Below are 24,752 nucleotides of genomic sequence, written 5' to 3'. Positions count from 1 at the left end.
AAACTAGATGTGTAGTCAATCATCAGCAGCCTAGCTCCTACTTATTATGACTGAAGCAGTAATAAAATCTCTTGCTGAGATAAAGCGAGAAACAGATGTGCCTGTTGTGATTACAGATCAACAAGGCTTCGTCACTTATGTCAATGATTGCTTTACCTTGGTTTTTGGCTGGAGTATGGCTGAGATTAACGGTCAAATCATTACAGTAGTGATTCCAGAGGGTTTCCATGCCCCACATCATCTTGGCTTTTCCCGCTTTCTCTCCACAGAAAGTTCTACAATTCTCAATCATCCAGTGCGTCTTGTAGGAATTACCAAAGATGGTCGAGAAATTGAAGCTGAGCATTTAATTATGGCAGAAAAACATCAGGAAGAATGGATTTTTATGGCCATGTTGCGTCCTCTTTAATGGAGGGAACAGGGAACGGGGAATAGGGAATAGGAAAATAATGTGTATAGTAAACGGCAAAACTTTCTGCGCCGCTTTTCTGCGGGCAATAATAAAGTAAGTTCGATGAATGCTTTTTTGACCTCACCCCCAGCCCCTCTCCTACAAGGAGAGGGGAGTAAAACACTCATTTTTTGTTGCTCCTTTGAGGAGAGGGAGAGGTCTGTCAAATTCACGTTAATAATAAATTTTTAATCAAATTTGAGATTATCCCTGCTTCTTAAACAGGAGTTTGCTGATGAGCATACATTTAACTGCTTTGGTCAAGCAATTACGGGCAATTTTAGGCAGAATGGAGGTTGTGCTAGGAGCGATCGCAGATGCAATTGTCTGGACGAATAGCGATGGCAAAATACAATGGTGCAATTCTGCTTTTGACAAACTTGTTAACCAATCACATATTCTAGTTCTTAATGCTAAGCTCAGCGACTTATTATGCCTGCGTCTAGCTGGTAAAATTGTAGCCCCAGAGTTTTATCCCAATATAAAAGTGCTAGAGGGAAAGTGTGAAGTTACAGAAGAATACGAATTTTATGAAAGCAGAAATCACTCTTTAAAAATTTTAGAAATATCCGGCAATTGTGTTGCACTTCCTGAAGGTGACAAATCTTCTGTACTAGTAATTCGAGATATCACGCAAGCAAAGCAGTGGGAAGCAGAACGCTCTTTAGCAGAACAAAAACAAGCAGAAACATTATCTCTTTTGCAAGCAACACTAGAGTCAACTGCTGATGGGATTTTAGTTATTAATCAAGATTGTAACGTATCGGTTTATAATCAAAAATTCCGGCAAATGTGGGCAATTCCCGAATCGTTATTGCAACCTGATAAAAACAATGAACGATTTATGTTGATGTCTGAACAAACGCAAGATCCTCAAGGGTTTATTGCCAGAGTCAAGCAACTTGTTTATGAATGCCCAGAACAAGCAGCTTTTGATTTAGTAGAGATGAAAGATGGACGGGTTTTTGAGCGTTACTCTCAACCTCAATGGAGAGGTAATAAAATTATTGGGCGTGTTTGGAGTTTTCGAGATATTACCGAACGCAAACAGGCCGAAGCAGCTTTGCTAAAAAGTGAGCAAAAATTTCGCCACCTGTTTGAGAACTCTCAATTTGGCATCTTGCGCTGTCGCGTTGAAGATGGACTAGTGTTAGATGCTAATCAACGCGTTGCTCAGCTATTAGGCTACAGTTGTGAAACCGAGTTAATTGGCAAAAAATTTACCACAGAGTTTTATGCCAACCCCAGCGATCGCCAGCGTGTATTAAAAGAACTGCTGCAAAAAGGTACACTCAATAACATCGAGCTACAGTTTAATCGGCTCGATGGCAAGTTGATTTGGGGTTTATTTTCTTTACGTTGGAATGTAGAAGATAATTGTGTAGAAGTAGTAGTTGCTGACATTAGCGATCGCAAACAAGCAGAAGAAGCTCTCCGTCGCAGTGAACAGAAATACCGCAACATTTTTGAAAACTTTCAAGTAGGGATTGCACGTATTCGTATAGAAGATGGTTTGTTTTTGGAAGCCAACCAACGCCAAGCCAAAATTTTAGGTTATAACTCTGCGGCTGATTTAGTTGGTAGGCAATTTACAACAGAGTTTTATGCTAACCCAAGCGATCGCCAAACACTATTAGCAGAATTAGAACAGCAAGGTGAAGTCCGTAACTTTGAAGTCCAAATCTGTCGTCGGGATCAATCTCTGGGTTGGGGGTTATTGTCCCTGAGACAAAATCATGAGGAAAGCTGTATAGATGCCGTAATTACAGATATTAGCGATCTCAAACAAGCCGAAGCCGCCCTTGAGCATCGGGCGAGGATGGACAACTTACTCACCAGCATTTCTCGCCAGTTTATCGACCAAGATGCAGACACCGCCATTAATTTTACACTGCAAGCGATCGCTGAATTTATGGGAGCTGAAAGCAGCTGCATCTTTGAATACTACGACCAACAACAGCAATTTCACCTGGCGTATGAGTGGCGTAATCCCAGCAGCAACTTGTTAGGCAACACCAGTGCATCTGAGCCGTTACCTTGGTTTTATGATCAAATTCTCAACGGTAATCCTATCCAAAGTTTACAAGCAAGTCGCATTGCAGAGATGCCATCAACAGCAAACACCGAGACAGAATTAATTAAATCGGTAGTGGCTGTTCCTATGATTTACGCTGGCAAAGTCGTAGGATTACTAGAATTAGATGCTATTAATCAATCTAAAACTTGGACTCCAGAAGAAATCAACTTACTGCAACGAGTAAGTGAACTAATCGCCATTGGGCGATCGCGGCATAAAGCCGAAATAGCACTCAGAATTGCCAAAGAAGCCGCCGAAACTGCCAACCGTTCAAAAAGTGCCTTCTTAGCCAACATGAGTCATGAACTGCGAACACCACTCAATGCAATTTTGGGTTTTGCCCAATTAATGGAACGAGACACCACCCTGAGTAAACGTCAGCGAGATTCTCTAGCCACAATTAACCGCAGTGGAGAACATCTGCTCAACTTAATTAATGATGTGCTAGAAATGTCCAAAATCGAAGCTGGACGCATTACGCTGAATCCTACAGCTTTTGATTTGTATGGGTTATTGCAAAACCTCCAAGAAATGTTTCGGGTACGCGCCGAGTCCAAAAAGTTGTCACTTTCATTTGAACTTGCTCCTAATTTGCCGCAATACATCTTCTCCGACGAAAGCAAACTGCGGCAAATTTTGATCAACTTATTGAGCAATGCCATCAAATTTACCAATATTGGGAAAGTTACATTGCGCGTCAAACTCGGTCAAGATGACAAGGAAACAGAAAAATATCAACCTATAAATGACCCAGATAATCATCAATTCTTCCTTGCATTTGAAATTGAAGATACAGGATTAGGCATTGCTGAAGAAGAATTAGATAATTTATTTCAGCCATTTGTTCAGACTGCCAGCAGTAAAAAAGTCAGAGAAGGAACCGGACTGGGGTTAACAATTAGCCGTCAATTTGTGCAATTAATGGGTGGGGATATTCGACTTCAAAGTGTATTGGGTCGTGGTTCAACTTTTTACTTTGATATCAAAATTGAACTAGCACAACCATTAGAAATTACACCACAAACACTACCACGCAAAGTAATTGCACTCACACCAAGTCAACCAGTTTATCGAATTCTCGTAGTTGATGACCGCAAGGACAATTGCGATTTATTAACGCAATTATTTAATACCATTGGTTTTGAAACTCTCGCCGCCGCTAACGGCCAAGAAGCGATCGCACTTTGGCAAGCATGGCATCCTCACCTAATTTGGATGGATATGCGAATGCCTGTCGTGGATGGATATACAGCAACACGAAAGATTCGAGCAATGGAGCAAGAAAACAAGGCAAAAATCTCAACCTCCAAACCCCGCACAGTAATTATCGCCCTCACCGCCAGCGCTTTTGAAGAACAAAGGTCGAATATTTTAGCGGCTGGTTGTGATGACCTCATCCGCAAACCTTTTCGAGAAGAAGTTCTATTTAGTAAAATCGCGGAATTTCTGGGAGTTAGTTACATTTATGCCCATGAACAAGAAAATCTTGACCAGATGCAATTCGCTACATCTGAATTAGCGATTCTCAAACCTCAAGACTTACAAATGATGCCAGAAGCATGGCGCAATGCTTTATATCAAGCAGCTGTTCAAGTAGACGCAGAAATAATTTTGCAGTTAATCGCCCAAATTCCCGAAACTCATTTAACTTTATCTCAAAGCCTGACTGACTTAGTAAATCGTTTTTGTTTTGATGAAATTATCGACCTAACTCAAGGTAAAGATAATGTATAGCCAGCCATTAGAGAATCCAAAAGCTAATATTTTAGTCATTGATGATACGCCAGAAAACTTGTATCTCTTAGCTTCTATGTTGACAGAACAAGGTTACAAAGTCAGAAGCGTTACTAAAGGTGCGGCTGGTTTGCGAGGAGCGCAAGCAGCGCCACCAGATCTGATTTTACTGGATATAAATATGCCAGAAATGAATGGTTATGAAGTTTGTCAATCTTTAAAAAATAATGCTGTTACCTGCGACATTCCGGTAATTTTTATCAGTGCTATGAACGATGTTTTCGATAAAGTCAAAGCTTTTACAGTTGGAGGCGTTGACTTTATTACTAAACCTTTTCAAGTTGAAGAAGTGCTGGCACGGGTAGAAAACCATCTGACAATTCGCAGTTTACAAAAACAACTACAATCACAAAATAATAGACTTAAACAAGAAATTATCGAACGCCAACAAGCCGAGGAAAAGTTTGCTAAAGCTTTTCGTTCTAGCCCTAGCCCAATTGCAATTACAACCTTAAATGAAGGATACTTTATTGAAGTAAATAACAGTTTTCTAAGAATTAGTAGTTATAGTTTAGAAGAAATTATTGGTCATTCGGTAGCTGAGTTGCAGCTGGGAATTACTCAAGAACAAAATGCTAATATCTGGCAAAAATTATTAGAAACAGGCTCATTACAAAATCAAGAAATCGAGTTACGTACTAAATCAGGTGAGTCCAGAATTGTTTTGTTATCTGCTGAATTGATTGAGTTAGAAGCGAAACAATGTGTATTAAATATTTTTCATGACATTACCGAACGCAAGCGGCTAGAAAACGAATTTATCTCTTTAGTAAGTCATGAATTGCGAACACCGCTAACTTCTGTCATTGGTTCACTCGACCTTTTAAGTACAGGAAAATTAGGAACATTAACTGTCAAAGGTCAGCAAATCCTAAACATTGCCACTAGCAACATCGAACGTCTAAATCGTCTAGTCAACGATATTCTAGACTTAGAGCGGATGAAATCGGGGAAAATTGCCATGCAGGCATTACCCTGTAACATTGGCGATTTGCTCATTCAAGCGGCAGAAGCGATGCAAGCAATGGCCGAGCGATCGCAAATTAATTTAATTGTTGAACCAACCACTGCCGAAATTTTTGCCGATCCCGATCGCATCCTGCAAACTCTGACAAATTTAATCGGCAATGCAATCAAGTTTTCCGAAGCGGGTAGTACTGTTTGGTTGCGGGCAAAATTGCCAGCCGATTACCTGCAAATTGAAGTAGAAGACCAAGGGCGAGGTATCCCGCAAGATAAACTACAGTCAATATTTGAGCGTTTTGGCCAAGTAGATGCCTCTGATTCTCGCAACAAAGGCGGCACAGGTTTAGGTTTAGCTATTTGCCGCAACATTGTAGAGCAACATCATGGCAAAATTTGGGCAGAAAGCATTTTAGGACAAGGTAGTACTTTTTATATCATTTTGCCATTATTAAACGGAGCATTATGAGTAAGTGTGTCTTAATTGTGGACGATGAAGAAGATGTTAGAGCGATCGCCCAAATGGGTTTGGAAATGTCCGTGAATTGGACAGTACTGAGTGCTAGTTCTGGCCAGGAAGCCCTGGCGATCGCTGCTAACAACCAACCGGATGTGATTTTATTAGACATGATGATGCCTGACATGGACGGTCGCGCCACACTCCAACAACTCAAAGCAAATCCTCTCACCAGTCAAATCCCAGTTATTTTAGTTACAGCCAAAGTTCAGCCCTTAGATCAAGAAAGTTTTGCCGAGTTAGATATCGCCGCCGTATTTGTCAAACCTTTCCGTCCACTCAAATTAGCTGAACAAATTATTGCCGCATTAGACACAGGCGATCGCACCTGAGAAAACCGATATTACACATTTTAAATAAAGTCTTTAAATTTACCCTAAAATCCTCAAGTTTAAAATACACTCTAAAAATAACTGGTATACATAGGAGTATCATCAGCAATTTGCTACCATGCCAAGCGATTAGTTAAAAGCGATCGCTCTATTTCGCCTTACAATTAAACTTTTAATCCTTATCAAACCACATTTGATATTTAATTTTTTTTCCATGAGTAAATCTTACTCATGCGGCTGTTAAATATTTTAGTATTTTCAGTTTTTTGAGTTTGGGAATTTTCCTCTCAAACTTTACAAATCTACTTATATGAAAAAAATCCTTATCTTGTTAGCCAATCCTCAAAACAAGAATATACTTCCTTTGGAATTGGATCGAGAACTGCGTCAAGTCGAACAAGCTTTAGAAAGGACATTATAGGGACTTCCAAGAAATAAAATCCCCAAAGCATAATAATGATAATCATTATAGGGGGGTAGGAAGTCACGGCAGCCATCGGCTGCCGTGACTTCCCTTTTTGTAGTAATTTCAATATATGGTTCGAGTTTTGGGGTGTGTTGGAGTGTCAATTGAATTAACTGACTCATTGAAAAGTTTGCTCAAGGAAACAGCTACTCAATTGAAAGGTGCAGCCAGACGACGTTTTCAAGCGCAGACTGTTATGGGATTAGGCTATGGAGGACAACTCATAGCTCAAAACGAGTTGGGATGGGATAGAAAAACCATTCGTAAAGGAATTAAAGAATTAACCAGTGGGATTACTTGCTTTGATAATTATTCAGCTAGGGGTCGATGGAAAGCAGAAGAACACTTACCTTCGTTGTTAGAAGATATTAAAAAATTAGTTGATTCACAGAGCCAAACCGACCCAAGTTTTAAAAGCCAGAGGTTATATACACGCCTAACAGCAAGCAAAGTCAGAAAACTATTAATTGAAAAGTGTGGCTATAGTGACGAACAGTTACCAACTGAAGAAACAATTCGTATCAAATTGAATGATTTAGGTTATAGACTCAATCGAGTAGCAAAAGTTTTACCTCAAAAAAAATTCCAGAAACAGACGCAATTTTTGAACAATTAGCAATAGTTAATCAATCCGCTCTGGATGATCCAAGTATCTTACGTCTTAGTCTGGATGCCAAAGCCCGTGTAGATATTGGCTGCTTTGACAGAGGAGGAAAAAACCGAGTTGTCACAGAAACAGAAGACCATAATTTTCATCCAAAAACTACCGTAACTCCTTACGGCATCTTCCTTCCAGAATTAGACGAACTATTTTTATACTTTACAGAGTCTAATGTAACGAGTGATTTTATTGTAGATGCTCTACAAGATTTTTGGAAGAGTGAGAGTTGGCGATTTCCCACAATAAAAACCCTGATTCTTAACCAGGATAATGGGACAGATAATAATTCTAGACGTACCCAGTTCATGAAACGTATAGTCGAGTTTGTTCATCAATATCAACTAAATATACGGTTAGCCTACTATCCACCCTATCACAGCAAATATAACCCCATTGAAAGAGTATGGGGGATATTAGAAAAGTCTTGGAATGGCAGCATTCTCGATGAAGTTGAAACTGCTTTAAATTTTGCAAAAAACATGACATGGAAAGGCAAACATCCTGTAGTAGTTAAATTAATAACTCAGACTTATGAAACAGGAGTTAAGCTAACCAATAAAGCTATGTCTGCTATTGAAGAACAAATAGAACGTCTGACTAACTCCACAAATGAAAAGTTTCCCAATTTAGGTAAATGGTTTGTTGATATTTGTTGTGGCAGCACTTAATTTCTCTGACTATTTTTAAAGCTTTCAGCTAAAAAAATATCAATATTAATGATGATAATGCACCTGACATTATTTACAGAGTGCAGACTTTTTTATGAGTGTTTTTAGGGGGTGAGAGGCGGTTGCCGTCGGCAACCGCCTCTCACCCCCCTCAGAATGATTATCATTATCTTATAGATATCAAATTATGATTTTTGCTGAGTAATTTATTTCTTGGAAGTCCCATATCATAGCTCGTTTGAAATATTGATTCGATGGGCAGCAAGAGTTGAAGACTTGCGCCGTGAGTTACTGCACGAAAAACCACAAATTGTCCATTTCTCAGGGCATGGAGCAGGCAAAGCAGGTCTAATTTTAGAAACAGAATCGCGGCAGCCACAATTCGTTAATAGCGAGGCATTAGCGGGACTGTTTGAGTTATGTAAAGAAAATGTTGAGTGTGTTTTGCTTAACGCATGTTATTCAGAAGAACAAGCGATCGCGATTCATCGCCACATTGATTATGTCATTGGCATGAACCAAGAAATTCTCGACCAAGCAGCAATTCAGTTTGCGATCGGGTTTTATGATGCACTGGCTGCTGGACGCTCATATAACGATGCTTATCAAGTCGGGTGCAATGCTATAGCTTTAAAAGATATCCAAAATTCAGCAGGCACATCAGAATCACTAACACCAGTACTAAAAGCAAGGCGACGAACAGTAAATCAAGCACAAATTTTAGATGATAGTCGTCTACCAAAAGTTGCTGGCACAGATAAAGTAAAATCTACACCTGTTCAATCTATTTCTATCAGTGGCGGCACAATATCCGGTCAAATTGCTCAAGCAGGTGGAAATGTCACTCAAACCCAGCACATTTATCAAGGCAATTCCGAAAAACAAATCAGTATAACAGAAGTAATCCAGTTAATTAGGGAAATGGAGTTGCTACTGCAAAGTTCAACATTACCTGATAATCAAAAAACTAAAACAATCACTCATTTAGCAGCAGCAAAAGAAGCAGTCAAAGAAGAAGAACCAGATAAAGATTATGCTGCTAAAAGTTTACAAAAAGCCACCAAACTTCTTAAAGAAAGTCCGGAAACAATTGCGGCTGGTAAAGAACTTTGGCAGCAAATCCAAGCGATTTTATCTCAATTGCTTCCCTGGTTAGGTGTTGCTTCACATTATTTCGGTTTTTGAGGAGAATTATTTAGGTGAATCAGCCTTCATCGCCTGAACCAAATCAAAGAACTAATATTAATGACTCTACTAATTCCGGTCAGATTGGTCAGGCTGGAAGAAATATTATTCAAATTCAATTTAACTGGCTAAAGAAAAATTCCGACAATAATTCCGCTGAAAAAGAGCGTTCAAATCGTCAAGCGTTGCTAAACAAAGTCCGTAATTATTGGATTAAAGGTGTAATGGAGCGATCATCGCTCTACAGCAAAATTAAAATTGAACTGGAATTAGAAGAACGATTGGATCTGATCGATTTGGTGTGGGAAACTCCAGAACATCTCAGCCAACTTTTGCCCCCAGGTATGCAGGCGATCGCTAAATTCGATGAGTTAGGAGTTGGTCGTACTCTTCTGATATTGGGTGAACCTGGTTCTGGTAAAACCACGACAATGCTAGAAATTGCCTGTGAATTAATCGCGCGTGCAGAGCAAGATTCTCAAGCACCAATTCCAGTTGTATTTAATCTTTCATCTTGGGTTTATGAGAAATGGAAATTGGTGGATTGGTTAATCAAAGAATTTGAAACTGGTATCTATAAAATCCCCAAAGTTACTAGCAAAAACTGGATTGAAAATCAACAATTACTGCTTTTATTGGATGGCTTAGATGAAGTTAGAGAAGATCTTCGAGAATCATGCGTACAAGCCATCAACCAATTTAGTCAAAAGTATGGGCGAACTGAAATCATTGTTTGTAGTCGTTTCAAAGCCTATCAAAACCTCTCTCAACACCTGCGGTTTCAAAGTTCTCTTCTCCTGCAACCTCTTAAGCCTGAACAAATTGAAAATTACCTGAATCAAGCAAAAGAAAAATTGTATGGAGTCGAGATAGCAATGCAAACTGACCCGGTGCTGCGAAAATTAGCACAAACGCCACTAATGTTAAGCATCATGGCATTGGCATATCAAGATGTGCCAGCTTCAGAGTTTTCTATGATGAATTTAGAAGAAAGGCAACAGCATCTTTGGGATAAGTATATTGATCGGATGTTTGAACGCAAACAAAGCGATCGCCTTTATTCCAGAAATCTGACTCTGCACTGGCTGAAGTTCCTGGCGCAGCGAATGATCCAAGAATCTCAAACCCAATTTCTGATTGAACGAATTAAGCCCAGTTGGCTGGAACCTGGAATGCAACGTCGGACATATCCTATTGCAGCTGGGTTAATTGCGGGATTGATCATTGAGTGGGTTTATGGATTACCTCTGGGTTTAATAGCCGGTCAACTAAGCTTTCACATGCTGATTGGATTAATGAGTGGTTTTCTAGCAGTAACTGCCAGCCTCAATTCAGAGATTCAGTTAATCACAGCTATCAGGCCTTCATGGTCTTTCAGAAAAGTATGGAAAGCTGCATTTCAAGGGTTTATTAGCAGTTTTCCGCTGGGAATAATCATGGTGTTTATTTTTACACCACTCGGTTTAGTTGTTAGCAGCCTACAATATTTTTTACTGCTGGGTTTGATTACTGGTTTAGCGATCGCAGTCATTAGTGCAATTTTGGTAGGATTAGTCGATTCCAAACAACTAGACACTGAACCCAATACTAATTTAAATAATTTTGCTGATTCCAATCAAGGAGTACGGCAATCAGCTAAAATATCTGGTTTATTTACTTTAGTTACTTTGACACTTATAATTCTACCACAAGCTATATTAGCCCAATTTTTTCTACCGCTTTCAGCACTTATAGGTTGTGTTAGTCTCTACGCTGGAGGCATGGCATATATACAACATTTAACTATCCGTCTGATGCTTTGGCAAACTGGTAATATTCCCTGGAACTATACTCATTTTCTTAATTATTCTACTGAGCAAATGTTTGTCCAAAAAACTGGAAGAAGTTATCAATTTATTCATAATCTGTTGCGTCAAAGAATTGCCTTAAATCAAGACTATAAAAAATCTATTATTTCAAATAAAAATCAAACAACTATAGTAAAAAATTCCTTAGTAAATATTTTTATTTTGGCTGTTTTATTACTTAGTTTACTCTTGCCTGTAACCATAAATACTTGGAAAGTACCACCTTCATTAGCAGAAATTTTGAGTCCAAGATTACATACAGGCGATCTACTAATCATTGATAGAGTTAGATATAATTTTGGAGAACTAAAGAGATGGGACATTATTTCATTTAAACCCACCAATGCAATGAAAGAAGATGGTTTTAAATATAGGCGAGATGTTAAACAAGTCTTGGGGATTCCTGGAGATAAGATAAAAATTAAGGATGGCAAGATTTATATCAATGAAGAAGTTTTACATAAATCCAATTTTGTTGCTTATACAAATTTTCTGCAATATATAAAAAATCATGATTCATTAATCACATTACCAAAAGATATGTATCTGGTTACTGTAAATATTACTAACGACCAAAATAAAAATGATAAATTCAATATCCATTTAATTCCTAAGACACAAATAGACGGGCTAGTTATATTTCGTTTTTGGCCAATCAATAAAATCGGTGAAGTTATTTGATAACCAATAATTAATATTAAATAATAATAGAAACATGAATAATAATTCAGAAAATCAGGAACTACAAGATGTTCAATCCGAAAAACTCCAACCTAGATTTCTAGGTTTTACAATTCAGTTTCCAGAGGATGAAGATAAACAAAATATTTTAGATGCAGTAGCACCCTATTTAGAATGTGTCAATTTTGATAAAAATAACAATCAGCATTATCTTTGGGATGAGTGCAATCCAGATTTACTAGATATTACAATCACAACTGATCCGGAGATAACGGTGGCAGAAGCATGGGACTTAACTTATTTATTACGCAGGCTCGAAAAAGTCAGCTATGTTGAACCAAGATTTGCACTCTTAGATCCAAGCGATCGCACTGGTTGTTCTTCGACTGATGCTGATACTGATGCTAAACAAAATCAATTTATTCTGAGGAAAAGAAATAAATTTTCTACATATATACAAAAACCTATATCTAAAAATTTACCCAAAGATTGTGAATGGCATCTAGAACAGTTACAAGTTAAAAAAGCTTGGCAAGAATTTTTTGGCAATGACAGCAATAAAGCTGGTCAAGGTATTGTAATTGCTCACCCAGATACAGGTTATTTATCTCATCCCGAACTAGATCCTAAGCTCCATCTTGATCAATTTACTAAGAATGAAAAAAATGAAAAACAGTATCAGTATATAGAGGGTGGGAGGGAACAAATCACCATAGAAGATGTAATCAATGGTGTCTCAGAAAATGAATTATTTCCCGTGGCTTTCTGGCATGGTACAGCAACAGCAAGTTTAATCGTTAGTCCTGAAGGACAACAAATCCAAGATGCAAAAGGTAAGAATTTTGTTACAGGCGTTGCTCCCGGCGCAACAGTAAAACCATATAGGTTAGGGCCTACTAGTTCAGATTTTGAAATTTTCTCTCCTAACCTAGCTCAAGCCATTAATGATGCAGCAAAGAAATCTGAACAGGAGAATATTCGGATAATTTCAATTAGTTTAGGAGGATATCCTACACTCTCTGTCCACAGAGCAATTATTAATGCCCAAAGAAAAGGAATTATCGTAGTAGCAGCTGCTGGTAATAAAGTACCATTTACAATTTGGCCTGCTGTATACGATAAAGTAATTGCTGTTGCATCTAGCACTTTTGATAGAACGATCGCCAAGCATTCTGCTATTGGTAGCCGAGTTGATGTGGCTGCGCCTGGTGAATTTGTATATGTTGCAGTTGCTACTAAAAGAGATGGGCAAATCTCTTACACTGTCAAACCCAGGATTGGTACTTCCTATGCAGCACCTTTAGTAGCTGGAATTGCAGCACTATGGTTATCTCATCACGGTTGGGATAAGCTAATAAAACTCTACAAAGTTCCTGCAAGAATTCCTTTAGTTTTTGATCAGCTTTTGCGCAAAACTTGTTCTAAACCTCCTGGATGGGACAAAACTAATTGGGGAGCAGGTATTGTTAATGCTTACGAGTTACTCAAGGCTGAACTACCAAAGCCAGATGACTTTTATATTCAAGAGCCGCTTGCTTATCGAGAAGTTGACCATGTTCGTTTAGATAGAGGTGGAGTTGAAACATTTATTCATCTGTTTGAGCAAACTCTCTCAGACCCATCGTTTTTTGAGGGAATTAGTGTTCAAATCTTAGGAGACTCTGTTCTCAAAAAACTAATTTTTAAATTAGATAATTCTAGTAAATCAGCACTTGCTCAGGAGATTAGGTCAGATGCTTTTCAATGGGTTATTAGTAAATTTTTAGGTGTGTCTGGTAAGGATTTAAGACAGTTTCTGCGGATATTTGGGCGAGAAATTGTGTTTTATCTGGGTACAGATTTTACGCTTTATCAACGTATGGAAAATGCCTTTAAACAAGCCGCTGGTTTACCCATTGATGATTTTCGAGATGATTTGAGTAGTGTGGTTCAGGCATTGAAGGATTGTTCATCAAACTACTTGAGTAATAACTTAAAGTAAAAGATTGCTCCAATCAATACCTTATACCCCAATACGTTTCAGTTAGGGTTATCTGATGAGAATATCAGGTTTGTAGAGACGCGAAATTTCGCGTCTCTACAGGTTTACTCAATCTCAACAACTAACCTTGGCGCGTCAGTTCTATCGGTTATCTATTTGAGCGCGTTGTAAACTGCCAGAAAAGTCAACATACACACTCTTCCATTCTGTGAACACATCTAAGGCTGTGGTTCCGGCTTCGCGGTGACCATTACCTGTTTGTTTAACACCACCAAAGGGCAAGTGTACCTCTGCGCCAATAGTTGGGCCATTAATGTAAGTTATCCCAGCTTCGATATCGCGCATGGCAGTAAAAGCACGGTTGATATCGCGGGTATAAACTGAAGAAGAAAGACCATAATTCGTATCGTTGAGAACAGCGATCGCTTCTTCAAATGAGTTAACTTCAATTAATGCCACCACAGGCCCGAATATCTCTTCACGGGCGACGCGCATATCAGGAGTAACGTTATCTAAAATAGTTGGTTGAAAGAAATTCCCCTGCTTTAGTTGCCGAACACTGGCAATTTCCCCACCAATTAAGATTTTTGCACCTTCCTCACGGGCAATATTCATATATTCATTTACCCGTTGCAGTTGCCTTTCATTGATTATCGGCCCAATTTCTGTATCTGGGTCATAACCAGCACCTAGGCGCAACTTACTGGTACGTTCATAAAGCATCGCAGTAAACTTTTCTTTGATGTCGCGGTGCAATATCAGGCGACTCGTAGCAGTACAACGTTGACCAGTTGTACCAAAAGCACCCCAAACAGCACCATCCAAAGCCAATGCTAAGTCTGCATCTTCCATTACAACTTGGGCATTTTTCCCACCCATTTCTAAACAGACACGCTTATGAGTGCGTCCGCAAGTAGCGCCCACAAAAGCACCCGTCTCGGAAGAACCAGTGAAAGAAACTAAATCAACATTAGGGTGTTCGACTAAAGCTTTACCGACTTCTTCACCAACACCATGCACTAAGTTAATCACACCCGGTGGTAAACCTGCGGCGGCGAAAATTTCTACAAGTTTGGTTGCACAGGCGGGGGTATCTTCCGCCGGTTTGAGGATGACTGTATTACCGCATACTAAAGCTGGCATAGCTTTCCAGCAAGGAATAGCTATAGGGAAGTTCCAAGGTGTAATTAAAGCACAAACACCGATAGGCATTCGTACCGTCATAGCAAATTTATTGGGCATTTCTGAAGGTGTTGTTAACCCAAACAGTCGCCGTCCTTCACCAGCACTATAAAAAGCACAGTCAATACCTTCTTGCACATCTCCCCTCGCTTCTGTTAGAGGTTTACCCATTTCCCGGCTGATTAATTGAGTGAGTTCTTCTTTGTGTTGGAGTAGTAATTCTCCCACACGAAAGATATATTCTGCTCTAGCTGGGGCGGGAACTTTCCGCCAACTGCGGTAAGCTTGACGGGCGGCGGCGACGGCTTTATCTACATCCTCAGCTTGAGAACGAGGAAAGGTAGCGACAACTTCACTTACCAAAGCTGGGTTACGACTTTCGAGAGTATTTCCTGTGGTAGCATCCGCCCACTGACCATTGATATAATTGCGACAATTTAGCAAAGTCATAATTATTAATTCGTAATTCGTAATTCGTAATTAAGATTTAGTTTGGAGAATGGCTCTAAGTTTGACTGATTTATCTGTGAGAGCAATCCAAAATCTAAGATTGTTTGATTTGTTATCTACGTTAACGTCAAGTTTGGAGAATGGGCGGAAGACGAGAAAGTTATACACAAAAGTTAAGGCACAAAAGCCAACACACCCACAGGCGAACCGGAGCCACCGCGTAATCTGAAAATTGCGATCGCTAATGTAGTACCTTTAGGAGGCAGTTGATCTAAATTGGTAAGATTCTCTAAAACAATGCCTTGCTGTGCCAACACTAGGCGGTTAGTAGTAAAACTATTATCCTGACCAGGGTCTACACCATGAGTATCAATTCCTACGCCTGCAATTTGCCGTTCGTTGAGTAAAAATTGCGTAGCATAGCTACTAAACCCCGGAAAATGCATAATTCCTTGAGCATCCTGGTTAAAAAAGGCGTTTCTATCCGACCACTTGTGCTGCCAACCTGTGTAAAGTAGCACTACGCTATCGCTGGCAATTGCACCATATTCTTCCTCCCAAGCCAGAATATCGGCAATAGTCAAAGCATAATCAGGATTATCACCTGCCACTTCGCAGATATCTATCACTACCGCCGATACAATTAGTGATTCAGCTGGATATTCATCAATGCCTGCACCAGTAGAATAAAAACTGTTAGGGGCGTTGATATGAGTTGCACTATGTTCCCCCAATGAAAAATACCGCAGATAATAACCATCATCTGGAATATCCGCCACTGTTGTAAATTCTACTGGGGGATCTCCTGGCCAGATGGGAATATTTCTGTCAATTATATGACTCAGGTGTATAACTCGTGAGTAAGTGATTTGCATAAAAGTGCAGAGCAACTTTCTTTGCTGGAATGTCAACTAACATAGCAAAGTGCTGAGTCAATCAATTTTGGATTTTAAATTTTAGATTTTAGATTAGGACAATCTTTCAATCTACAATCGGCAATTTAAAATCTAAAATTTCCCTGCACCCCCGCTTTTCTATCCCTTGCAAGGCCTCTAATAGGTACTGTTTCCTTCAGTAGTCTGTTCATGAGTAGAAGCTGCGGGTTTTTTGCCAGAATTACGCACATTCACAACTTTACTGAGTAAGTCGAACCAAAAAGGCGCACCCATTGAAATGGCAATTCCACTGATGAACCAGCCAGCAATCATTTTTAAATAGTTTTTGATGGTAAAGGATGTAGATTCTTTACTATCAATGGCTTTGGGAAGTTGCTGATTTAGGTTAACGTCGTTCCAGCCAATTGGTAGGGAAACTTCTGTCAAAACTTGGTCGGTTGCTTCTTTGAGTTGTTTTAAGTCTTGTGCTGTATTAGTTTCCACTATTTGCCCAGCATTATTCACAATAGCTGTGCGGATAGCTGTATCTTTTGACAATCTGCTGACAATGTGGAAGGTATCTGCATTGGCAATAATAGCGATCGCAAAACCAATCAACAACGCTACACCTTTAGCGTTACGCTTGTAAACACCAGAGGCTCGTTCCATTGAGTTATTGAAGGTTTGCTCAATTTCTCGGCGTAGTATATTTACGCCTTCTTCTGTTGACTTGGCTTTTAATTGAGCGCGTCTTGCTAATGTCGCCATGTTAACCACAACAGATGGCGGTAGTTTTTGACTGAACTGTTCTAATCTTTGACTGAGGTATTGGAATGTCTGGTATGCTTCGCTATCTTTATCTTGAAACTCGTTGATAAATTCTTTCTGAATTTCACTCCCAACGTTAATTAATTGCACAACTTCGTTAATATTCGGCCGCAAGCTTTTTAAACAGATTGTCTGTTCAATATCATCAAAAATCTCGTTTCTTAAAATTTTTAATCGCTGGAGGGCATTACTGATTAATTCATTTTCAGGCATATCAGCTTCAAAATAGCCAATATATCTATCTAAGCTCTTAGCCATACGACTCAGACTAGTAGATAAATCTATTTTCTCTTTTTGAAAATCAGCCAGAATATTTTTAAAACTCTCCTCAACAGTTTTGTTAAACTCTTCATGAGTATTTTCTAAAAACTGTCGTATATTATCATCAGTCTGTTCTACCCTTGCTTCTAACCTGGATAATATGCTTGTAATTTCCTCGATTTGCTGATGTGTAAAATTTATCAGTCTTGATTCTGTTAATTTTTGGACTAGCTTTGGTAAGCCTAATGTATCCATCAGCGTTGTCGCAAAAGTTTCCGCAGGTATATAAGAAGGCGCACTGTGTTTTTGCTTTCTCACATCATCTTTACCATTCCTGACATAGCCAAAAATACTTTTTGTTCTCTTATCTCCGGGAAGTGAAAATTTATTAAGAAGAGATGATAATAACCAAATAAACTTCCGAGGTAGGGTAGTTAAAAATCCTTTGGCTTCTTGGTTGACACTTTGGAGTAAGGGATGATTATATATGTCGTTTACTAATTGAATTACATTATCGTCGTCTGATTTGCTCACATCACCAGCTATCAGAATTTCGATAGATTTTTTTAAGTGAACAGCACGCCACTGCAATATTGTCGTAATTAATTCCTGTATTTCTGAGGCTAATAAACTTAATATTAAGTAAATAAATACTAATCCAATTGTTATATCTAGTATAAAAGGTAGACTCATCGACGGCTTCCTAACGAGTAATTAGCACACCAGGCTGGTAACAGTTGTATCATTTCTATCAATCGATGAGTGTTAAATAAAGTGAAAAAAAAACCGTAGCTTTCCGCAAAAAAATTATCGCTAATCAGAGAAAATTGAGTTAACCTTGGAATCTAGTAATTGTCAGGACAAATGTTGTGACAAGGTGCAACATTAGAGATGCGCTTTGGTCTCTATGCAATGAGAAGTGCTGAGTTGAAAGTGCTCAGGAGCCACTGCGTTGCGGAGGTTTCCTCCGTTGTAGCAAGTGGCGTTGCTGAGTTCAAAGACCGTTCACGTTAGCACTAATGATATAGGACAGCCCTCACTAGTCAGCGTGAAATTTAAATGCGTAACAGCCCAATGAGTACTTTTTCTTTACTCAGCACTCAGCACTAAGAAAGGTCAAACTAACAAGTAAAATGATGATCGTAGAATATGCAACAAGGAAGCTTTATTTGGGGTCATCGAGAAAAGCAGCATCGTGCGCTGGAAAAATGGATTGATCGCGCTTGGATAGTAGTGTTGCTGTTAGCAGCGGTGCTACTGTTTAGCATCAATCTAGGAGGCTTATCGCTGCGAGATTGGGATGAAGGAACTGTAGCACAAGTTTCCCGCGAAATCTGGAGTGCGCCAGCAGGTTCTCTGCGTTGGCTTTATCCTACCCTAGGAGGCGAACCGTACTATAACAAGCCACCTCTGACCCATTGGTTAATTGCTGGGACTTACTCTGTTGTCGGTGTGCATGAATGGACAACACGGTTGCCTGTAGCAATTTTGACGGCATTTTCTGTACCTTTGCTTTACTGCATTGGTCGAGAAATCTTTCGTCAACGTTGGGGTGCTGTTTACAGTGCGTTAATTTATCTAACAATGCTACCTGTGGTGCGTTATGGCAGACTAGCGATGTTGGATGGCGTAGCAGTCTGCTTGTTACTGGTGATGATGCTGTGTGTGTTGCGATCGCGCCGTGATTTGCGTTATTGCTTAGGAGTTGGGGTAAGTTTTGGCTTAATATGCCTAACTCAAGGATTTTTGGGCATATTTCTCGGTGCGATCGCCATGATATTTTTGTTTTGGGATACCCCCAGATTACTTACCAGTTACTATTTCTGGACAGCTATCCTGATTGGGATTTTGCCGGCTGTGGGTTGGTATGTCGCCCAACTGTGGCACTATGGTTATGCTTTTGTAGAAGTTGGCTTGCTAAATCAATCTCTCAACCGCGTGGAGACATTTTTTGTTAAAAATTCTCAAGCACCTTGGTATTACATTATCGAGCTTTTGAAGTGGACATGGCCGTGGTTACTGTTTGCACCGCAAACTGTGCGTTACACCTGGGAAAATCGCAACCTTAGTTGGGCAAAACTAGTCCAGGTATGGTGTGGGGTTTACTTGTTAAGTATTTCGTTGATGGATGCCAAGTTACCTTGGTACATATTACCAATTTACCCAGGTTTAGCTTTAGCGTTTGGGGCGCTGTTAGCCGAGACAGAAAACTCACCTTTACTGTCATCTTATCCCCGGAGTTGGGTAGCTGGCTTGTCTATACTTGCTGTTATGGCTTCTGCTAGTAGTATGTACTTCAGTTGGGGTATACCGCCTAAAACTGATTTACAACTGATTTTTGCCGCAGTCGCAATCACAATGATTTTGGCAGCTATTTTAGCAGAACGCGGTGACAGCCAATTTTTAAAGATTTTATTTTGGGGAAGTTATGTTTCGCTATTTTTATTAGTGAAATCTAATTATTGGGCTTGGGAATTATCAGAAGCTTATCCAGTCAAACCAGTCGCCACAATGATATCCCGTGCCAATCCTGCGGTGAAAAAGATTTATACATCTTTTCCTTACCATCGTTCTTCTTTAGATTTTTATAGCGATCGCAATATTATTCCCGCTACTGTGGGTGAACTGCAATATTATTGGCACTACAACAGCAACCCATACTTTTTACTCAATACCGCAGCGCTCCACAACCTGCAACTAGAATCAATGAAGGTTATTGATCAAGCTGAAGGCTGGAAACTAATTACCAAAGAAACTTCGCGTTTGTGAAGTATGAATTATGAAGTATGAAGTATGAAATTTTACACTTCATACTTCACACTTCATCCTTCCCTAATCTCGATTTCTCTCTTGAATTCTTTCGTTTTGAGGCAGCACTGACTCATCGTGGTTGGTGTTTTGCTGCGTTATGGCGATCGCACCTAATAAAACTGCACTACCCAATGCTAGAGCAAGCAAAGGACGCTTGAGGGGTAGAAAATCTCGGATAATTCTCGCAAAAGGGCTACTTTGACGGCGTAATGCCGAAGCCAGCATCATTTGCTTAAATGTAAACGGATCACGGACATAATGACCGCTACGACAGACGACTAATCTTTCCTGGCAATACGGACAAGTAAACAAACCTATGTAAGTTTTGATTGGTTTGGGTTTAGCATGTCTTTGGCAAATAGGGCAAGTAACATAATGATGATCAAATATGGGTGTATTCATTTACCTTGTCCGCCTAGTCCATCCACTCGCTCTATAAAAATAGTTATATTGAATTTCTGAGTAATACTTAGTAGGTTTCTCGTTGGGGGATGACGACATCAGCCCAACAATTTTGGATTTTGGATTTTTGATTTTGGATTGACTCCAACCACAAGGGTACGGGGTATGAACCAAAAAAATCTCCAATCTCAAATTGGCACAGTCAATCATCTGTTCCGTGTTCTACTAGGGATAACTCAATGGTCGCAACACGAGTATAGCTACATTTCAGTGAGGATGACTGCTGTTTGCTGCTCACTTATGGTACATCTACTCAATTCATTGATACTGTATTTTATCTAGATAAAATTGAAAAACTGCTCATTTGTACCATAACAGCGATCGCAGACCATTGAATATTAATTTTCTCATATGTAGCTGTTCTCCAAAAAAACTTTCAACCAACATATTTTTTTAATCAAAGCTTTATAAAAGGGAGTCAGAAAACAGAATTCAGAATCCTCTACCCACAAAAGGAGAGAGTTTTAAGTACGCAAGATATTGATAGTTTCGCCACAGTGCTTGCTATAACGCGCCACATTTGCGCTTAAGTATTTATTTTGTCTGCATACTGAATTCCGATTCCTGAGTTCTGAATTCTTCGTTATAAATCCAGGCAATCTAACTGACTTGTCTGGTTGATAAATAATGGCTCACAATGAGAAGTAACAGATAATAATTTAAATTTTTTCTTACATTTACCCCCCCTCTTTCCATGACTCTCTTGCCTCCCACCAACCTCAGGAAGGTAATGGAACAACCTGCACTTCCTACACCTTCCAGCCGTTTTACCCATCTCATTAACCGTTTTCAACCTTCCCCAGAAACCGTCGTGCTGTTTTTAGCCATACTGATTGGTGGTGGTACTGGTATGGGTGTAGTGACATTTCACTATTTAATCCAGCTAATTCACCATCTCATGCTGGAAGATTTAATGGGCGTAATTGGTACTTGGGGAGCCTGGACTTTAGCTTGTGTTCCCATTATGGGGGGATTAATTGTTGGGTTCATGCGCTGGCGCACTCAAGATTTTGGGCCTGGGTTGTCAACTTTAATTGCAGCCTCCCAAGGAACAGCAATTAAACGACCTTTAAGGCCAGTCACAAAAATGATTGCGGCATCTGTTTCTTTAGGAAGTGGTGCTTCTTTGGGGCCAGAAGGGCCGAGTGTCGAAATTGGCGCGAACTTCGGGATGTTGTTGTCTCTCATCCTCCAAGTCTCCCAAGAGCGCCAACGTTTACTTTTAAGCGCTGGTGCGGCGGCGGGTTTAGCAGCCGGATTTAATGCACCGATCGCTGGGGTATTTTTTGCTTTAGAAGTAGTTATGGGGGCAACATCTTTCGCAACTTCGGCGGTGAGTGTAGTGTTACTCGCCGCCGTTGTGGCCTCATTAATTGCCCAAATTGGCTTAGGAGCGCAACCTGCCTTTGCTTTACCTGTATACCAAGTCCGCAGCCCTTTTGAATTGCCTTTGTATCTAGGCTTAGGTTTGGGAGCCAGTCTGATTTCTTTGTCATACACAGAGTTAATTCGATTAGCCAAAGCTTGTTTTGCCGGCTCAGTTCCTGGTTTTAGATTTTTCAAACACATTCCGAAAGCAATTCATCCCATTATCGGTGGTGTGATTTTAGGGTTAGTGGCTTTGCAATTCCCGCAGATTTTAGGCATTGGTTATGGTACTGTCCAAGCCATGCTTCAAGATGTGGAGTTTTCATTAAACCTGCTGCTGGCGTTGCTGGTAGTCAAGTTGTTAATGACTGCAATTAGTGCGGGGAGTGGTTTCGTTGGGGGTTTATTTGCCCCAGCTATGTTTTTGGGTGCTTCTTTTGGCTCGGCTTATGCCAAAATTTTATGTCTCATAGCACCGGGAATTAACGCATACATGGCTGCACCGCCTGCCTATGCAATGGTGGGGATGGCGGCGGTACTGGCGGCTAGTGTGAGAGCGCCATTAACGGCAATTATCATGCTGTTTGAATTAACTCGTGATTACCGCATTGTTTTACCGTTAATGGCGGCGGTGGGTTTAAGTGTGTGGTTGATAGATCAAATTAAACCAAATGTTAACTCTAACTCGAAACTACAGCAATTTGGGTTAGCTGATTTGAAAGATGAGCAAGCAGAAATTGTGCAGGAAATTTTAGTGGAAGATGCTGTACTTTCCTGCCCAAAAAAATTGCCTGCAAGTTTAGGATTGTTAGAAGCTGCGATGGAAATGACCCGCGATCGCACCCGCAGTGCTTTAGTAATTAATGAAGCCGAGCAATTAGTCGGGATTATTTCTTTAGAAGACATTAATCGCGCTCTTGCTCGCTGGAAAAATTACCAAAACTCTGCTACAGAAATCAGCAGTGAATTATCCAATCAAACTCTCATGGATATCTGCACCACTGAAATTCTTTATGCTTGGCGGGATGAACCTTTATCTGAAGCTTTAGATCGCATGGCTTTGCGTGGTTTGCATCAGTTACCAGTGGTAGCTAGAGACAACCACGAGCGAATTTTGGGTTTATTAGAAAAAGAGCAAATCGCATTAACATGCAATTTGGCAGTCACCCGCAAAACACTCCACCAATATATTTTTAGTCAAAAGTCAATGGTCAATGGTCAATAGTCAATGGTCAATAGTCAATGGTCAATAGTCAATGGTCAATGGTCAATAGTCATTGGTCAATAGTCATTGGTCAATAGTCATTGGTCAATGGTCAATGGTCAATAGTCATTGGTCATTATTTCGACTGCAATTATTGACTGTGCCAATTTTAGATTTTGGATTTTGGATTTTGGATTTGTTTTTCAGTACAAGCCCCGCGCCGTTGTAAGCGAACTCGAAAATCATCAATTTAAAGTCCCCACGCTGTATCCTCTTGTGGGTACAGTCAATCTAAAATCGCAAATCTAAAATCCAAAATTGCTTGACTCTTGACTCTTGACTCTTGACTTTGGACTCTTGACTATTTATTAAGCTGTGGCTTCTATTTCCTCAAGACCTTCTCTGTCTTCTGGATCTACTTGACGCAAGCGAATGTGTTTCTTCCCTAAAGTGATCAAAAACTCATCACCTGGTTTGAGATTCATCTGTTTTGTATAAGCTGAACCAATCAGTAAGTTACCGTTGGATTGTACGCTAATACGATAGCTGGCACTGCGTCCACCACGTCCATTTGCATTGGGCGCACTATCTAACTGAATGCCTTCAGCATCAATGAGAGCATTCAAAAATTTCATCATATTGACACGCTCTATACCATTTTTGGTAACGGTATAGTAGCCGCACTGCTTAGCTTTTTCTTCTTTGCTAAGGTTCTCTAGCTCTTTGACTTTTCTGAGCAGATCTTCCCCGACTAGGGGTTCAATTTTTTTCTGTTTAGGCATCAACTTAGATGGAAAATGAATGGTTGAAGTAGTTGAATCGATTTTATTTTAGCTGAGGTTGAGTTGATAGGAACAAAATCCTTTAGTTTTTATATCAACCTAGCCAAGTATATTACAATCCTAGCCAGAATTGTTGCACAATTATCAATAATGTCAAGACAATCTATTATGTAGATATCGACAATGCTGGTGAATATATATAGTGAATGAAAAACTGCTAAACTATACTTGTTTAAGTTTTCTAAACTAAGGCGAAAAAGTTTATCTACTCAGTCAGCTTGCTTCTGGGAACACAAAATGATAAGTAAGCCTGATCTTTAGTCAATAGTCCATAGTCTACTGTCAAAGGCAAGAGTTATTTATTAGTAGTTTTTTAACTATTGACTATTGACTATTGACCATTGACCATTGACCATTGACTTTTGACTTTTGACTCTTGACTAAAAAATAATGAAACTAACTACCAAAGGACATTACAGTGTAAAGGCATTGCTAGATTTAAGCTTACAGCCAGATTATGGGCCTGTATCTGTCAGAGCGATCGCCCAACGTCAAGATATTCCTGCACCTTACCTGGAAAAATTACTCATAGAAATGCGCCGTTCAGGGTTAGTCAAATCAATTCGTGGCAGCATTGGCGGATATCAACTAGCAAGAGAACCCAGAGAAATATCCATCGGACAAATATTAGAAGCCGTAGGTGAAACCATTACCCATATTCCCGATCGCCACCCAACACCAATACAAGCAGAAGATTGGGTAACATACACTCTCTGGCAAAGACTCAATCAAAAACTTAAAGAAGCTTTATACAGTATTACATTGGCAGATCTTTATTACGATGCCCGCAGTTGGCAAGCATCTTTAGGGGAAGAAGCAAGTTTTGTCGTTTAGTCCATAGTCAAC

Annotated in this window: 16 protein-coding genes; 11 read left to right on the top strand and 5 right to left on the bottom strand. The window is 39.7% G+C overall.

Going from position 1 to position 24,752, the window contains the following annotated elements:
- Positions 1-46: 46 nt before the first annotated feature.
- From ACMX3D_RS30005 to ACMX3D_RS29970, 8 genes are all read left to right on the top strand, one after another.
- Entirely contained in the window at positions 47-409 is a 363-nt protein-coding gene (locus ACMX3D_RS30005) for a PAS domain S-box protein (protein ID WP_482749394.1), read from the top strand.
- 277 nt (positions 410-686) lie between these two features.
- The gene (locus ACMX3D_RS30000) at positions 687-4,262 is read left to right on the top strand and encodes a PAS domain S-box protein (protein WP_482749393.1); all 3,576 of its coding nucleotides are present in this window, start codon (positions 687-689) and stop codon (positions 4,260-4,262) included.
- Positions 4,255-5,754, top strand: coding sequence for an ATP-binding response regulator (locus ACMX3D_RS29995; RefSeq protein WP_482749392.1), 1,500 nt, complete (start codon positions 4,255-4,257; stop codon positions 5,752-5,754). The genes ACMX3D_RS30000 and ACMX3D_RS29995 overlap by 8 nt, the downstream gene beginning before the upstream one ends.
- Positions 5,751-6,134, top strand: coding sequence for a response regulator (locus tag ACMX3D_RS29990; protein ID WP_482749391.1), 384 nt, complete (start codon positions 5,751-5,753; stop codon positions 6,132-6,134). The genes ACMX3D_RS29995 and ACMX3D_RS29990 overlap by 4 nt, the downstream gene beginning before the upstream one ends.
- Positions 6,135-6,703: 569 nt before the next feature.
- Positions 6,704-7,929 (top strand): ISAzo13 family transposase gene (locus tag ACMX3D_RS29985; protein WP_482752268.1). Its coding sequence is split into 2 segments (ribosomal slippage): positions 6,704-7,184 and positions 7,184-7,929, totalling 1,227 coding nucleotides; the frame shifts between segments, so codons are not numbered across the junction.
- Between the two features lie 213 nt (positions 7,930-8,142).
- Positions 8,143-9,114: a CHAT domain-containing protein gene (locus ACMX3D_RS29980; protein ID WP_482749390.1), complete on the top strand. Its 972-nt coding sequence runs from the start codon at positions 8,143-8,145 to the stop codon at positions 9,112-9,114.
- A 14-nt stretch (positions 9,115-9,128) separates the two neighbouring features.
- Positions 9,129-11,642, top strand: coding sequence for a signal peptidase I (gene lepB / locus ACMX3D_RS29975; RefSeq protein WP_482749389.1), 2,514 nt, complete (start codon positions 9,129-9,131; stop codon positions 11,640-11,642).
- A 34-nt stretch (positions 11,643-11,676) separates the two neighbouring features.
- Positions 11,677-13,623, top strand: coding sequence for a S8 family peptidase (locus tag ACMX3D_RS29970; RefSeq protein WP_482749388.1), 1,947 nt, complete (start codon positions 11,677-11,679; stop codon positions 13,621-13,623).
- A gap of 141 nt (positions 13,624-13,764) precedes the next feature.
- Here the strand turns inward: ACMX3D_RS29970 and ACMX3D_RS29965 are convergent, their stop codons facing one another.
- The 3 genes from ACMX3D_RS29965 to ACMX3D_RS29955 all read right to left on the bottom strand — a co-directional run bounded on the left by ACMX3D_RS29965 (position 13,765) and on the right by ACMX3D_RS29955 (position 17,912).
- Positions 13,765-15,258, bottom strand: coding sequence for an aldehyde dehydrogenase family protein (locus ACMX3D_RS29965; protein ID WP_482752458.1), 1,494 nt, complete (start codon positions 15,256-15,258; stop codon positions 13,765-13,767).
- A gap of 170 nt (positions 15,259-15,428) precedes the next feature.
- On the bottom strand, positions 15,429-16,130 hold the full coding sequence (locus ACMX3D_RS29960; protein WP_482749387.1) for a cyclase family protein: 702 nt from the start codon (positions 16,128-16,130) through the stop codon (positions 15,429-15,431).
- A 177-nt stretch (positions 16,131-16,307) separates the two neighbouring features.
- Entirely contained in the window at positions 16,308-17,912 is a 1,605-nt protein-coding gene (locus ACMX3D_RS29955) for a hypothetical protein (protein ID WP_482749386.1), read from the bottom strand.
- A 456-nt stretch (positions 17,913-18,368) separates the two neighbouring features.
- On the opposite strand from ACMX3D_RS29955, the gene ACMX3D_RS29950 reads away from it, so the two are divergent.
- The gene (locus tag ACMX3D_RS29950; RefSeq protein WP_482749385.1) at positions 18,369-19,988 is read left to right on the top strand and encodes an ArnT family glycosyltransferase; all 1,620 of its coding nucleotides are present in this window, start codon (positions 18,369-18,371) and stop codon (positions 19,986-19,988) included.
- A gap of 63 nt (positions 19,989-20,051) precedes the next feature.
- Here the strand turns inward: ACMX3D_RS29950 and ACMX3D_RS29945 are convergent, their stop codons facing one another.
- Positions 20,052-20,432, bottom strand: a complete 381-nt coding sequence (locus ACMX3D_RS29945; protein ID WP_482749384.1) for a hypothetical protein — start codon at positions 20,430-20,432, stop codon at positions 20,052-20,054.
- 754 nt (positions 20,433-21,186) lie between these two features.
- Here ACMX3D_RS29945 and ACMX3D_RS29940 point away from each other — a divergent pair.
- Entirely contained in the window at positions 21,187-23,085 is a 1,899-nt protein-coding gene (locus ACMX3D_RS29940; RefSeq protein WP_482749383.1) for a chloride channel protein, read from the top strand.
- Between the two features lie 347 nt (positions 23,086-23,432).
- Here ACMX3D_RS29940 and ACMX3D_RS29935 read toward each other — a convergent pair whose 3' ends face one another.
- Complete coding sequence (locus ACMX3D_RS29935; protein ID WP_482749382.1) at positions 23,433-23,846, bottom strand: AbrB family transcriptional regulator; 414 nt, start codon at positions 23,844-23,846, stop codon at positions 23,433-23,435.
- A gap of 450 nt (positions 23,847-24,296) precedes the next feature.
- Between ACMX3D_RS29935 and ACMX3D_RS29930 the strand changes: the two genes are divergently transcribed.
- Entirely contained in the window at positions 24,297-24,740 is a 444-nt protein-coding gene (locus tag ACMX3D_RS29930) for an Rrf2 family transcriptional regulator (protein WP_482749381.1), read from the top strand.
- The last annotated feature ends 12 nt before the right edge of the window (positions 24,741-24,752 follow it).

This window comes from Anabaena sp. TISTR 8404, assembly GCF_056847745.1.
The sequence above is the reverse complement of the archived record's forward strand: the minus strand, read 5'-3'. Positions and strand labels throughout refer to the sequence as shown.

Bases quoted from the DNA above. Each gene is read 5' to 3' on its own strand.
- ACMX3D_RS30005 (WP_482749394.1), top strand. From the start codon at position 47: ATGACTGAAGCAGTAATAAAATCTCTTGCTGAGATAAAGCGAGAAACA.
- ACMX3D_RS30000 (WP_482749393.1), top strand. From the start codon at position 687: ATGAGCATACATTTAACTGCTTTGGTCAAGCAATTACGGGCAATTTTA.
- ACMX3D_RS29995 (WP_482749392.1), top strand. From the start codon at position 4,255: ATGTATAGCCAGCCATTAGAGAATCCAAAAGCTAATATTTTAGTCATT.
- ACMX3D_RS29990 (WP_482749391.1), top strand. From the start codon at position 5,751: ATGAGTAAGTGTGTCTTAATTGTGGACGATGAAGAAGATGTTAGAGCG.
- ACMX3D_RS29970 (WP_482749388.1), top strand. From the start codon at position 11,677: ATGAATAATAATTCAGAAAATCAGGAACTACAAGATGTTCAATCCGAA.
- ACMX3D_RS29960 (WP_482749387.1), bottom strand. From the start codon at position 16,130: ATGCAAATCACTTACTCACGAGTTATACACCTGAGTCATATAATTGAC.
- ACMX3D_RS29955 (WP_482749386.1), bottom strand. From the start codon at position 17,912: ATGAGTCTACCTTTTATACTAGATATAACAATTGGATTAGTATTTATT.
- ACMX3D_RS29950 (WP_482749385.1), top strand. From the start codon at position 18,369: ATGCAACAAGGAAGCTTTATTTGGGGTCATCGAGAAAAGCAGCATCGT.
- ACMX3D_RS29945 (WP_482749384.1), bottom strand. From the start codon at position 20,432: ATGAATACACCCATATTTGATCATCATTATGTTACTTGCCCTATTTGC.
- ACMX3D_RS29940 (WP_482749383.1), top strand. From the start codon at position 21,187: ATGACTCTCTTGCCTCCCACCAACCTCAGGAAGGTAATGGAACAACCT.
- ACMX3D_RS29935 (WP_482749382.1), bottom strand. From the start codon at position 23,846: ATGCCTAAACAGAAAAAAATTGAACCCCTAGTCGGGGAAGATCTGCTC.
- ACMX3D_RS29930 (WP_482749381.1), top strand. From the start codon at position 24,297: ATGAAACTAACTACCAAAGGACATTACAGTGTAAAGGCATTGCTAGAT.